This is a genomic window from Streptomyces sp. GESEQ-4 (assembly GCF_017948455.1).
Taxonomy (GTDB): Bacteria; Actinomycetota; Actinomycetes; order Streptomycetales; family Streptomycetaceae; genus Streptomyces.
Genome location: NZ_JAFFSU010000032.1, coordinates 25,700 through 38,457, shown reverse-complemented (window position 1 = coordinate 38,457; position 12,758 = coordinate 25,700). Strand labels below are relative to the sequence as shown.

General features: G+C 69.3%; 13 protein-coding genes. 8 read left to right on the top strand and 5 right to left on the bottom strand.

What is annotated here, in order from left to right; all coding sequences use genetic code 11:
• Nucleotides 1-68: 68 nt before the first annotated feature.
• From KCH48_RS37235 to KCH48_RS37225, 3 genes are read right to left on the bottom strand one after another with little or no spacing between them, the layout of a single operon-like run.
• Nucleotides 69-383, bottom strand: coding sequence for a co-chaperone YbbN (locus tag KCH48_RS37235; RefSeq protein WP_210581694.1), 315 nt, complete (start codon nt 381-383; stop codon nt 69-71).
• A 14-nt stretch (nt 384-397) separates the two neighbouring features.
• Nucleotides 398-784: a MerR family transcriptional regulator gene (locus tag KCH48_RS37230; protein ID WP_210581692.1), complete on the bottom strand. Its 387-nt coding sequence runs from the start codon at nt 782-784 to the stop codon at nt 398-400.
• 29 nt (nt 785-813) lie between these two features.
• A complete protein-coding gene (locus KCH48_RS37225; protein ID WP_210581690.1) occupies nt 814-1,323 on the bottom strand; it encodes an Lrp/AsnC family transcriptional regulator in 510 nt (169 codons plus the stop codon).
• 45 nt (nt 1,324-1,368) lie between these two features.
• Between KCH48_RS37225 and KCH48_RS37220 the strand changes: the two genes are divergently transcribed.
• Nucleotides 1,369-2,280 (top strand): NAD-dependent epimerase/dehydratase family protein, encoded by a 912-nt coding sequence (locus KCH48_RS37220; protein ID WP_210581688.1) that lies wholly within the window; start codon nt 1,369-1,371, stop codon nt 2,278-2,280.
• A 1-nt stretch (nt 2,281) separates the two neighbouring features.
• The gene (locus tag KCH48_RS37215; RefSeq protein ID WP_210581686.1) at nt 2,282-3,166 is read left to right on the top strand and encodes an aldo/keto reductase; all 885 of its coding nucleotides are present in this window, start codon (nt 2,282-2,284) and stop codon (nt 3,164-3,166) included.
• A gap of 66 nt (nt 3,167-3,232) precedes the next feature.
• On the opposite strand, the gene KCH48_RS37210 is transcribed toward KCH48_RS37215, so the two are convergent.
• Nucleotides 3,233-4,609, bottom strand: a complete 1,377-nt coding sequence (locus KCH48_RS37210; protein WP_210581684.1) for a cation:dicarboxylate symporter family transporter — start codon at nt 4,607-4,609, stop codon at nt 3,233-3,235.
• Nucleotides 4,610-4,796: 187 nt separating this feature from the next.
• Here KCH48_RS37210 and KCH48_RS37205 point away from each other — a divergent pair, with 187 nt between their 5' ends.
• From KCH48_RS37205 to KCH48_RS37180, 6 genes are all read left to right on the top strand, one after another.
• Nucleotides 4,797-6,428, top strand: a complete 1,632-nt coding sequence (locus KCH48_RS37205; protein WP_210581682.1) for a sensor histidine kinase — start codon at nt 4,797-4,799, stop codon at nt 6,426-6,428.
• Entirely contained in the window at nt 6,425-7,114 is a 690-nt protein-coding gene (locus tag KCH48_RS37200) for a response regulator (protein ID WP_210581680.1), read from the top strand. Before KCH48_RS37205 ends, KCH48_RS37200 begins: the two co-directional genes overlap by 4 nt.
• A gap of 201 nt (nt 7,115-7,315) precedes the next feature.
• Entirely contained in the window at nt 7,316-8,689 is a 1,374-nt protein-coding gene (locus tag KCH48_RS37195) for an extracellular solute-binding protein (protein ID WP_210581678.1), read from the top strand.
• Nucleotides 8,690-8,705: 16 nt separating this feature from the next.
• The gene (locus KCH48_RS37190) at nt 8,706-9,653 is read left to right on the top strand and encodes a carbohydrate ABC transporter permease (protein ID WP_210581677.1); all 948 of its coding nucleotides are present in this window, start codon (nt 8,706-8,708) and stop codon (nt 9,651-9,653) included.
• A gap of 4 nt (nt 9,654-9,657) precedes the next feature.
• A complete protein-coding gene (locus KCH48_RS37185; RefSeq protein ID WP_210581675.1) occupies nt 9,658-10,497 on the top strand; it encodes a carbohydrate ABC transporter permease in 840 nt (279 codons plus the stop codon).
• A 335-nt stretch (nt 10,498-10,832) separates the two neighbouring features.
• A complete protein-coding gene (locus KCH48_RS37180) occupies nt 10,833-11,546 on the top strand; it encodes an XRE family transcriptional regulator (protein ID WP_307841054.1) in 714 nt (237 codons plus the stop codon).
• Nucleotides 11,547-11,553: 7 nt separating this feature from the next.
• Here the strand turns inward: KCH48_RS37180 and KCH48_RS37175 are convergent, their stop codons facing one another.
• Nucleotides 11,554-12,579 (bottom strand): ATP-dependent 6-phosphofructokinase, encoded by a 1,026-nt coding sequence (locus KCH48_RS37175; protein ID WP_210581672.1) that lies wholly within the window; start codon nt 12,577-12,579, stop codon nt 11,554-11,556.
• Nucleotides 12,580-12,758 lie beyond the last annotated feature (179 nt).

Sequence of the window (12,758 nt, the reverse complement as noted above, 5' to 3'; positions counted from 1 at the left end):
CATTGAGTATACGCAAAGAAATCCCCCGGGACGCAATTGCCCGGGGGATTTCTTTGTATTGCGTCAGGTCAGATGACGTCCGCCAGCTCCTCAAGGAGCCGGCGCTTGGGCCGGGCTCCCACCATCGCCTTCACGGGCTCGCCGCCCCGGAAGACCATGAAGGTCGGCATCGACAGCACCTTGTACGCGTTCGTGGTCTCCGGGTTGGTGTCCACGTCCAGCTGGACCACCTTGAGCCGCTCGCCCTGCTCGGCGGCGAGCGCGCTGAGCACCGGCCCCATCTGCCGGCAGGGCGGACACCAGTCGGCCGTGAACTCGACCAGCACCGGCAATTCCGCCCCGATCACCTCTGCCTCGAAGTCCGCATCCGTCACTTCAGCCACACCCGCCGCCTTGATCACAGCCCCTGCCCTCCCAGTTCGCACAACGGTGATTCACCCTCGGCCAGGGCCAGCCGCGCGCCGATCTTCGCCCGCACCGCCCGCAACTCGCCGATCAACGCGTCCAGCTCGTCCAACTTCCGCCGATAGACCGCGATCGACGCAGGGCACTCGTCGCCCTCGGAGTGCCCGGCGCGCAGGCACTCCACGAAGGGCCGTGTCTCCTCCAGGTCGAACCCGAAGTCCTGCAGCGTACGGATCTGCCGAAGCAGCTTCAGGTCGTCCTCGTCGTACGTCCGGTATCCGTTGCTCCCGCGCCGCACGGTCAGCAGCCCCCGCGACTCGTAGTACCGCAGCGTCCGCGTCGTGGTCCCGGCCCGTGCGGCCAGCTCGCCGATTCGCATGCGTACGAACGTAGTCCTTGACGCCGACGTCAAGGCAACAGCGGTTTCCGCTGCACCGGGGAGGTGAGGACGATCGACGTCGTCGTGCGTCCCAGGGCGGATACCGCTTCGAGAACCTCCTCCAGGTGGACCGTGTCCCGGACGGCGACCTTGAGGATCCAGCAGTCCTCGCCGACCACATGGTGCACCTCGGTGATCTCGGGACGCTCCATCAGCTCCAGGGTCCTGGGGTGCTTCAAGTTGTAGCCGCCGTGCGGGTTCACGCGGATGAACGCCTGGATGCCGTAGCCGAGGCGGGCCGGGGCGACATGGGCGCCGTAGCCGCTGATCACACCCGCCGCCTCCAGGCGGCGTACCCGCTCGGTGACCGCCGCCGGGCTGAGCCGGACCCGGCGGCCCAGTTCGCTGAGCTTGATCCGGCCGTCGGTCTGGAGGAGCTCCAGGATCTGCCGGTCCAGCGTGTCGAGGGCCACCGATGTTTCGTCGGCCGTCGTGCGCAGATGCCGAGGTTCTTTCGGCGCTGCGGCCGGAACTCCCATGCTTCCCCCTTCAGGGCGTGCGGATACGCCGGGAGAATTATGGTCATGGAAAACGCCCGAGAGGTACTGGTCATCGGCGGGAGCCGCTACTTCGGCAAGCGGCTCGTCGCACGGTTGCTGGCCGCCGGGGACCGAGTGACGGTCCTCAACCGCGGCTCGTCGGCGCCTCCGCCCGGCGCGCTGCACCTCGTCGCCGACCGGAACGACGAGAAGTCCCTCACGGACGCGCTCGGTTCGCGCACCTTCGACGTCGTCGTCGACCAGGTCTGCTACACCCCACGGCAGGCGGCGCTCGCCCGCCGGGTCTTCGCCGGCCGCACCGGGCGCTATGTGATGACGTCCACGGTCGAGGTGTACGAGTACGAGGACTCGATCGCGCTCGTACGGGAAGACGCCGTCGACGCTCGCGAGATGCCCGTCGATCTCCAACTCCCCTGGGACGACCCGGAGTTCCTCGAACGCCACTACGGCGAGGGCAAGCGGCAGGCCGAGGCCGTGTTCGCCGCCGCCCCGGACTTCCCGTACACGGCCGTCCGTGTGGCCCATGTGCTGGGCGGGGACGACGACTTCACGGGCAGGCTGGAGCATTACGCCTCCCGCATCCGGACCGGTGCGCCGATCGCCGTGCCCGCCGCGAACCAGCCCGCCACCTGCATCCACGTCGAGGAGATCGCCGACTTCCTGGCGTGGGCCGCCGGCGAGGACTTCACCGGTCCGGTGAACGCCGCCTCCCACGGCGTCCTCACCACCGAGGAGCTGTGCCAGGCGGTGAGCGCGCGGCTGCCCGAGGGCAAGGTCGTCCTCCAGTGGGTGGAGGTCGGCGAGGTCTCACCGCTCTCCTTCTTCCGCTCCTACGGCATGGACAACTCCCGGGCCACCCGGCTCGGTTTCACCTTCGGCGACGTACGGCAGTGGCTGCCGAAGGCGGTCGCGGAGACGCTGGGAAAGGGCGACTGACATGCGGTACCGCACACTTGGCGGCCTGCGCGTGAGCGCGGTCGGGCTCGGCGCCATGCCGCTGTCCATCGAGGGCCGCCCGGACGAGACACGGGCCCTGGCCACGGTGCACGCGGCGCTCGACGCGGGCGTGACGCTGCTGGACACGGCTGACTCCTATCACCTGCCCGGCGATGACCCCGGCCACAACGAGGAGCTGGTCGCCCGGGCCCTCGCGACATACGGCGGTGACACGGCGGACGTGCTGGTGACCACGAAGGGCGGGCGTGGCCGCCCCGCCGACGGCACCTGGACGGTGACGGGCTCTAGGCGGCATCTGAAGGCCGCCGCCGAGGCTTCGCTGAAGCGGCTCGGGGTGGAAGCGATCGGCCTCTATCAGCTGCACAAGCCGGACCCCTCGGTCCCCTTCGAGGAGTCCGTCGGCGCGCTGCGCGAGCTGCTCGACGAGGGCAAGATCCGGCTGGCGGGAGTGTCCAACGCGGACGCGGGCCAGATCCGCCGGGCCCGCGCCATCCTCGGGGACCGGCTGGTCTCGGTGCAGAACCAGTACTCGCCGGCCGTGCGCGACAGCGAGGCAGAGCTACGGCTCTGTGCCGAGCTGGGACTGGCGTTCCTGCCGTGGAGCCCCCTCGGCGGCATCTCCCGCAGTTCGCTGGACGGACCGTCCCTCCTGGAGGGGAGCGACCGCTTCGGCGCGTTCCATGCCGTGGCCAGGGAGCGCGGGGTCACTCCTCAACAGGTCTGTCTGGCCTGGCTGTTGGCCGCGTCCCCGACCGTGATCCCGATCCCGGGCGCGAGCCGACCGGAGACCATCAGAGACTCGGCGGCAGCGGCGGACCTGGTGCTGAACACGGAGGAGCTGGCCCGGCTGGACGCGGCGGGTTAGGGCAATAGACCGAGCGGCCAGGCTACGGGGGGCGCCTGGCCGCTCGGGGCTTTCTTCGGGGTGCTGCTATGCCTTCGCCAGCTCCTTCTCGCCGCCCTGCTCGGGCACCTCGGCCTGTGTGCCATGGCCGTCGTCCAGCAGGGTCTGCTCGTCGAACGGGGCGTGGCCGGCGAGGACCTGGTCGACGCGCTCGCGGTCGATCTCCTTGGTCCACGTGCCGATCAGGACCGTGGCGACCGCGTTGCCGGCGAAGTTCGTCAGGGCGCGGGCCTCGCTCATGAAGCGGTCGATGCCGACGATGAGACCGATGCCGTCGACAAGGGCGGGCTTGTGGGACTGGAGGCCTCCCGCGAGGGTGGCGAGCCCGGCGCCGGTGACACCCGCCGCGCCCTTCGAGGCGACCAGCAGGAACAGCAGCAGCGGGATCTGCTCGCCGATCGACATCGGCGTACCCATGGCGTCGGCGATGAACAGGGACGCCATGGTCATGTAGATCATGGTGCCGTCGAGGTTGAAGGAGTAGCCGGTCGGGACGGTGATGCCGACCACCGGCTTGCTGACACCCAGGTGCTCCATCTTCGCGATGAGCCGCGGCAGCGCGGACTCGGAGGAGGAGGTGGACAGGATCAGCAGGAACTCACGGCCCAGGTACTTGAAGAGCGAGAGGATGTTCATGCCCGCCACCACTCGCAGTAGTGCGGCGAGCACGATGAAGACGAAGAGGAAGCAGGTGGTGTAGAAGCCGAGCATCAGCACGGCGAGACTCTTGAGCGCGTCGAGACCCGCGGAGCCGGTGACCGCGGCGATGGCACCGAAGGCACCGATCGGGGCGGCCCACATCACCATGGCGAGGACGCGGAAGACGAGGCGCTGGATGTGCTCGACGCCGCGCAGGATCGGTGCGCCGGTGTCCCCCATGGCCTGCAGCGCGAAGCCGACGAGCAGGGCGACGAGGAGGGTCTGCAGGACCTCGCCGCCGGTGAAGGCGGAGACGATCGTGGTCGGGATGATGCCGAGCAGGAACTCCTCGGTGGTCTTGGCCTCCGTGACCTGCGCCTGTCCGGTCTCCTTGACCGCCTCGGTCACCGCGAGGCCCGTGCCCGGCTCGACGATGTTGCCGACGACCAGGCCGATGCCGAGCGCGACCAGCGACATCACCGTGAAGTAGGCGAGCGCGATGCCACCCACCGCGCCGACCTTCGCGGCCTTCCGTACCGAGCCGATGCCCAGCACGATGGTGCAGAAGATGATCGGCGAGATCATCATCTTGATCAGGTTCACGAAGCCGGTACCGATCGGCTTCAGCTCGACCGCGAAGTCGGGGGCGACGAGACCGACGGTGATGCCTGCGGCCACCGCGGCGATCACCGCGATGTAGAGGTAGTGGGTCCGGTCCCGTTTGGCTCGGGGTGCGGCAGGTGCCTTATCGGCTGCGCTGGTCACAGCGGCCTCCTTGACGTCGTCGTCGGCATCACCGGCGTGCGGCTCACGTCCGGGAGATTGCGGAGATTTATGGGGATCTGCCCGGGGGTGGTGCCCTGCGGACTGCCGTGACTATCTCCCGCCCTGTGAGGGCGGTCACCCTTCCGTTCATTTAGTTCATGCTTAACCCGGGGGGCACACTGACGACATGCACGTGCGCCTCCCGCTCCCCCGCAGCCTGGCCGGCCAGCTCTTCGCCGTGCAGGCCGTGCTGCTCACGGTCGTGGTCCTCGGGTATGCGCTGTTCACCTACTTCAGCGACCGCGACCAGGCCGAGGACGCGGCGCGGCGCCAGGCCATGGGGGTGGCCCGCTCGGTCGCCGACTCCCCCTCCGTACGGGAGGCGATCCGCACCCCCGACCCCAGCGCCCGGCTCCAGCCGTACGCGCTGCAGGTCATAGAGGACGCCGACGTCGACTTCGTGACGATCATGAACACGAAAGGCATCCGCTGGACCCACCCCGACCCGGCCCAGATCGGCCAGCCGTTCCTCGGTCACATCGCCCGCGCGCTGCGGGGCGAGTCCTTCACCGAGACCTACACGGGCACGCTCGGTCCGTCGGTGCGGGCGGTCACCCCGGTCGAGGACGGCGGGAAGGTCGTCGGACTGGTCAGCGCCGGCATCAAGGTCGAGGCGATCAGCAAGCGGGTCCAGGGCCAGCTGACCGCGCTCATCGGTGTCGCGGCCGGCGCGCTCGCCCTGGGCGCGGTCGGCACGTACGTCGTCAATGCCCGGCTGCGCCGCCACACCCACGGCATGAACGCGGCCGAGCTGAGCAACATGCACGACTACCACCAGGCCGCCCTGCACGCCGTACGCGAAGGTCTGCTGATGCTCGACGGGCAGTACCGCGTCGCGCTGATCAACGACGGGGCGCGGGAGCTGCTCGGGGTGAGCGAGGAGGTGATCGACCGCTCGGTCGCCGAGCTGGGGCTGCCCGCGCCGCTCACCGGCGCGCTGCTCGCGTCGGAGCCGCGGGTGGACGAGGTGCATCTGACGGCGGACCGGGTGCTCGTGGTGAACACCTCTCCGGTGTCCGGCGGGGAGCGCCGCGGAACCGTGGTGACCTTGCGCGACGTCACCGAACTCCAGTCCCTCATGGGCGAGTTGAACTCCGAACGCGGCTTCACCCAGGCGCTGCGCTCGCAGGCCCACGAGGCGGCGAACCGGCTCCACACGGTGGTCTCGCTGATCGAGCTGGGCCGCGCGCAGCAGGCCGTGGACTTCGCGACGGCCGAGCTGGAGCTGGCGCAGGCGCTGACCGACCAGGTGGTGGCCGCGGTGAGCGAGCCGGTCCTCGCGGCCCTGCTGCTCGGCAAGACGGCCCAGGCGAACGAGCGGGGCGTGGAGCTGGTGGTGTCGGAGGACAGCCGCATGGACGACGGGCTGCTCCCTGAGTCCCTGCCCGCGCGGGACCTGGTGACCATCCTGGGCAACCTCATCGACAACGCGGTGGACGCGGCGCAGGGCAGCGTGCGGGCGCGGGTGACGGTGACGGCGTACACGGAAGGCGGCTCGGAGCTGGTGCTGCGGGTGTGCGACACGGGTGCGGGCGTCGATCCCGCGCACGCGGAGGAGGTCTTCCAGCGCGGCTTCTCGACCAAGCCGGCCGGGCCGGGCGGGCGGGGTCTCGGCCTGGCCCTGGTACGGCAGGCGGTCACCCGGCACGAGGGAGAGCTGACGGTGACGGAGGCGGCCGGGGGCGGCGCCCAGTTCCAGGTGCGGTTGCCGTTGAATAGCCCGGTGTCCGAGCGTGCGGTGACGGGAGGTGGCGGATGACAGCGGCCCAGCAGCCGATCCGGGTCCTGGTCGTGGAGGACGACCCGGTCGCCGCCGACGCGCACGTCCTGTACGTCGGCCGTGTCCCCGGCTTCGTCGCGGTCGGCAAGGCGCACACCGGTGCGGAGGCGCGGCGCGCGCTGGACCGTATGCCGGTGGATCTGCTGCTCCTCGACCTGCACCTGCCGGATGTGCACGGGCTGCAGCTGGCCCGCTCGCTGCGGGCGGCCGGGCATCACGCGGACGTGATAGCGGTGACGTCGGCACGGGATCTGACGGTCGTCCGCGAGGGCGTCTCGCTGGGCGTCGTGCAGTACGTCCTCAAGCCCTTCACCTTCGCCACCCTGCGGGACCGGCTCGTGAGATACGCCGAGTTCCACGCGGCCGCGGGCGAGGCGAGCGGCCAGGACGAGGTCGACCGCGCCCTGGCGACCCTGCGCGCCCCGAGCCCGGCCGCCCTGCCGAAGGGGCTGAGCGCCCCGACACTGGAGCGGGTCTCGGTGGTCCTGCGCGACTGCGCCGACGGCCTGACAGCAACGGGCGTCGCCGAGGAGGTGGGCATCTCACGCATCACCGCCCGCCGCTATCTGGAACACCTGGTGGACGCGGGAAGGGCGGCCCGGAGCCCGCAGTACGGGACGGTCGGGCGCCCGGAGTTGCAGTACCGCTGGGTGAAGGGGCAGTAAGCGGCTCTGATCGAGTCCGGTGCTGCAAGCGCCCCGTAAGGGGCGCGGGGAACTGCGCGACCAGCCCCCACCGGCCCGCAGATGCAAACCCGCGCCCCTAGCGGAGCGTTACCGCAAGGTCATTGACCTGACTAGACCACTCCTCTTACGTTCACCTCGCAGCCATCCCGGCGCCACGACGAAGTGAGCCCGTAGGAGGTCATGCCCGTGCGCCCCACCGCCGTTCTGCCCGCCCTCGTAGCCACCGCCCTCGCCGCCGCCTCTCTCACCGCCTGCGGTGGTGGATCCGGCAGTGACCCCGACACCGTGAAGGTGTCCTTCAAGCAGTCCACGGACAACAACATCAAGGTGCTGGACACGTTCCTCGGGGACATCAAGAAGCAGTTCGAGAAGGAGAACCCCGGCAAGAAGGTCGAGCTCGTCCCGATCAAGGCCCCGGACGCGGAGTACTACACCAAGGTCCAGCAGATGCTCCGCTCCCCCAAGACGGCCCCCGACCTGGTCTATGAGGACACCTTCCTCATCAACTCCGACATCGTCAGCGGGTATCTGAAACCCCTGGACGACTATCTCGCCAAGTGGCCGGACTGGAACCAGTTCATCGACACGGCGAAGGCCGCGGCCCGGGGCGAGGACGGGAAGACGTACGGCGTCCCGGACGGTACCGACACCCGCGGACTCTGGTTCGACAAGGCGATCTTCGCGAAGGCCGGCCTGCCCGCGAACTGGCAGCCGAAGACCTGGGACGACGTCCTCGAAGCCGCCCGGACCATCAAGGAGAAGGTCCCCGGCGTCACCCCGCTCAACGTCTACACGGGCAAGCCCGTCGGCGAGGCCGCGACGATGCAGGGCTTCGAGATGCTGCTGTACGGCACGAACGACGGCACGTCCGATCCGCTGTACGACGAGTCGTCGAAGAAGTGGATCGCGGGCAGCCAGGGCTTCAAGGACGCGCTGGCGTTCGTGGAGACCGTCTACAAGGAGAAGCTCGGCCCGGACGTCGCCGACGCCCTCGACCCGAACTTCGGCACCCGCGTCCGCGGCGAGCTGCTCCCCGAGGGCAAGCTCGGTATCAACCTAGACGGCTCCTGGCTGCCGCAGGACTGGCTGGAGGGCAGCGGGCACGAGTGGCCCGAGTGGTCGGAGAAACTCGGACTCGCCGCCATGCCCACGCAGAACGGCCAGGCACCCGGCAAGGTCAGCATGTCCGGCGGCTGGACCTGGGCGATCCCGGACAAGGCGGCCAACCCCGATCTCGCCTTCCAGTTCATCGAGACGATGCAGACCAAGGCGAACGCCAAGAAGTGGTACATCGCCAACTCCGGAATCGCCGTACGCAAGGACGTCGCCGCCGACCCCGAGTACGTCAAGGCGCAGCCCGGCATCAAGTTCTTCACCGACCTCGTCTCCAGCACGCACTACCGGCCCGCCTTCAAGGCGTATCCGCAGGTGTCCACCGCCATCCAGGAGGCGATGGAGGGCGTGACGACGGGTGACATGTCGGTGGACGAGGCGGCTAGCGGCTACGCCGAAGCGCTCAAGGCGGCCACCGACGACCAGGTCGTCGAGAAGTGAACGGCGGCGACCGCACATGACAGCCGCCGCACCGCACGCGGGCCCGGAGACCGCCAAGTCCCCTCCGGGCCCGCCGGGTTCACCCCCCGCGCCACCAGGCAACAACTTCCGCCGGACCCTGACCCGCGCCCTCCCCGTCTCCCCCGCCCTCGTCCTGCTGGTCCTCTTCCTCGCGGGCCCGATCGCCTACTGCGCCTACATCGCCTTCACCGACCTCCAGCTCACCGGACAGGCCGAGTCGTCCTTCGTCGGGTTCGAGAACTTCCGCAAGGCGTTCCAGGACGAGGCGTTCCTCAACGCCGTATGGCTGACGCTGGTGTTCACGGTGCTGTCGTCACTGGTCGGCCAGAACACGCTGGGGCTGGCGCTGGCGGCGCTGATGCAACGCGCCTCCAAACCCGTCCGCACCCTGGTCGGCGGCATCGTGATCACGGCGTGGGTGCTGCCGGAGGTAGTCGCCGGCTTTCTGCTGTACGCGTTCTTCCGCCGCGAGGGCACGCTGAACGCCATCCTGGACTGGCTCCATCTGCCTTCCCAGAACTGGCTGTTCACGCTGCCGATCCTCGCGGTGTCCTTCGCCAACGTATGGCGCGGCACGGCGTTCTCGATGCTGGTCTACTCGGCCGCGCTGAACGAGATCCCCAAGGAGATCACCGAGGCCGCCGAGGTGGACGGGGCGAGCGGCTGGCGCCGTATGTGGCACATCACGCTGCCGATGATCCGCCGTTCGATCGGCACGAACCTGATGCTCAACACCCTCCAGACGCTGTCCGTGTTCGGCCTGATCTGGGTGATGACCCGGGGCGGGCCGGGCGGCAAGAGCCAGACGCTGCCGCTGTTCATGTACGAGCAGGCCTTCCAGAACAGCCTGATCGGCTACGGCACCGCGGTCGCCCTGCTCCTGCTGCTGGTCGGCTCCGCCTTCTCCCTCGTGTACATGCGCCTGCTGCGGACGGAGGTCTGACGCCATGGCACTCACGCTCACGTCCCGCCGCAAGCGGCACAAGCTGGCCGCCGACGCGGGTCTGCTGGTGGTCGCCGCGGCCTTCTGCCTGCCGCTGGCCTGGGTGGTCCTGTCCGCCGTGGACCCTGAAGCGAACCTTCAGGTGAAGGCCCCCGACGGCGTCACCTTCGACAACTTCGACGCGATCCTGACCCAGGACATCACCTTCACCCCGCTGCTGAACAGCCTGATCCTGTGCGGCGGCGCGACCCTGCTGACCGTGGTCTGCGCGGCACTGGCGGCCTACCCCTTGTCCCGCTTCCGCTCCCGTCTGAACCGCCCCTTCCTGCTGACGATCCTCTTCGCGACCAGCCTGCCGATCACGGCGATCATGGTGCCGGTGTACGCGCTGTTCGTACAGGTCGATCTGATCGACACCATGCAGGGCACGATCTTCTTCTTCGCCGCCTCCCAACTCCCCTTCGCCATCTGGCTGATGAAGAACTTCATGGACGGCGTGCCGAAGGAGCTGGAGGAGGCCGCGTGGACGGACGGGGCGTCGTCCTTCCAGTCGCTGATCCGGATCGTGCTGCCGCTGATGGGTCCCGGGGTGTCGGTGGTGACCGTGTTCTCCTTCGTGATGATGTGGGGGAACTTCTTCGTCCCCTTCATGCTGCTGCTCACGCCGGACCAGATGCCGGCGGCGGTGAGCATCAACGAGTTCTTCGGCAACCGCGGGACGGTCGTGTACGGGCAGCTGGCGGCGTTCTCGATCGTCTACTCGACGCCGGTGATCCTGCTGTACGTACTGGTCGCCCGCCGACTGGGGGGCGGGTTCGCGCTGGGCGGGGCGGTCAAGGGGTGAAGGGTTCGGTTTGCGCCGCGGGCTTTCCCGCGCACATGCCCGACAGATGTGCGATCCGTGCGGTGTCGTGGGGAGCGGGCCACCGGAGCCGCCGTCACGAAGGGCCGGACCGGCGGCACGGGGCAAGGCGCGCGCATATGCCCCTCTACCTTGCCGTTCGCAAGGCGGCCGCCCGCATCCCGAGCGACCGGAGGACCGTACCGGCACCTCACCGGGCACCCTTCGGCCACCTCGACAGTTTCGGACACCTGACCGAAACCGTACGTTCCTACAATCCGTGATCCTGGCCGAACAGACCGTAGTCACCGCATCGCCGCGCCCCTAGCTTGTGGCGCGTGCGCCGACCCCCCGCTCTGCCGAACCAGCCCGGTCCTCCCTTCAACGCCTCCGCCGCCCAAAGACTCCGTGCCGCCCTCGGCATGGGCCCCGAACATGTCGCCCGCGACTTGCGGGCCTCGTACGGCATGCCGTACGCCACCCCGGATCTCGTCATCGCCTGGGAACACGGCACCCTCTCCCCCACCAGCACCGAACTCAGCGCGCTCGCGGGCGTGTTGTGGTGCTCGCAGGGTGAGCTGATCGGGCAGCCGCGGACCCTGCGCGAGCACCGCATCGCCCGTGGGATCGCGCCCGACGACGTCGCCCGCACCCTCGGCCTTGAACTCGCTGCGTATCTCCGGATGGAGGAGACCGGCGACTGGCGCGGCACCGACCGCCAGGCCGCCGTTCTCGCCTCCCTGCTCGACCTGTCGATCCCCGACTTCGCCACGGTCACCGGCCGTGACCCGAAGCTGGCGGAGCTGCTGCGCAGCGCGGTGACGACACGCTGGCAGGCGTACGTCCGGCCGGTCGCGAAGCTGCTGCCCCTGGACCGGCGGCTCCTGGAGGTCACGCTCCAGGAGCTGTACGACGACTATCAGGGGCGGATGGTCGCCACGCTCAGCTGGGGCGGCGGCAGCGACGGCTCGGACCGGTACGGCCGCGAGTTCCTCGACCGGATCCTGGACCTCTTCTGGACCAGGGTCGGTGATCGATCGCCGGGTCTTTGAAACGTGTCTAGAACACCGACTCCGCCTCGTCCATACGGTCCTTCGGCACCGTTTTCAGCTCGGTCACCGCTTCCGCCAGCGGCACCATCTTGATGTCCGTGCCGCGCAGCGCGGTCATCTTGCCGAACTCGCCCCGGTGCGCGGCCTCGACCGCGTGCCAGCCGAAGCGGGTGGCGAGGACACGGTCGTACGCGGTCGGTGTGCCGCCACGCTGGACGTGGCCGAGGATGACCGGCTTGGCCTCCTTGCCGAGCCGCCTTTCCAGCTCGTACGCCAGCGCCGTACCGATGCCCTGGAAGCGCTCGTGTCCGAACTGGTCGATGGCGCCCTTGCCGTAGTCCATGCTGCCCTCGGCGGGGTGGGCGCCCTCGGCCACACACAGGACCGCGAACTTCTTGCCGCGGGCGAAGCGCTCCTCGACCATCTTGACCAGGTCGCCCGGGTCGAAGGCCCGCTCGGGCAGGCAGATGCCGTGGGCGCCGGCGGCCATGCCGGACTCCAGCGCGATCCAGCCGGCGTGCCGGCCCATGACCTCGACGACCATGACGCGCTGGTGCGACTCGGCGGTGGTCTTGAGGCGGTCCATCGCCTCCGTGGCGACGCCGACCGCGGTGTCGAAGCCGAAGGTGCGGTCGGTGGACGAGATGTCGTTGTCGATCGTCTTCGGTACGCCGACGACCGGCAGGCCCACGTCCGACAGCATGCGTGCCGCCGTCAGCGTGCCCTCGCCGCCGATCGGGATGAGCGCGTCGATGCCGAACTCGCGCATCTCGTCCTCGGCCCCCTCGCAGGCCTCGCGCAGTCGGTCGCGCTGGAGGCGGGAGGAGCCGAGGATGGTGCCACCGCGGGCGAGGATGCCGCTGACCGCGTCCAGGTCGAGGTTGCGGAAGCGGCCGTCGAGCAGTCCCGCGTAACCGTCCTCGAAACCGATCACCTCGTCGCCGTAGTGCGCGACCGCTCGGTGCACGACCGACCGGATCACGGCGTTCAGGCCGGGGCAGTCGCCGCCTGCGGTGAGAACTCCGATACGCATCGTGCTGTGTCTCCTGCTCGCTGTTGACACCGGTGAGCCAGTCCGATTGTTTCACGTCGCCCAGGGGGACCCGACTTCCCCAAAGCCGGAGGGCGCCTTATCCACCGGCAAGGGTATTGTCAAGAGGGTTCTGCTCACCCCGGTGGGCGATTTTTGTGAGCCATAAAACAGGCCAAAAC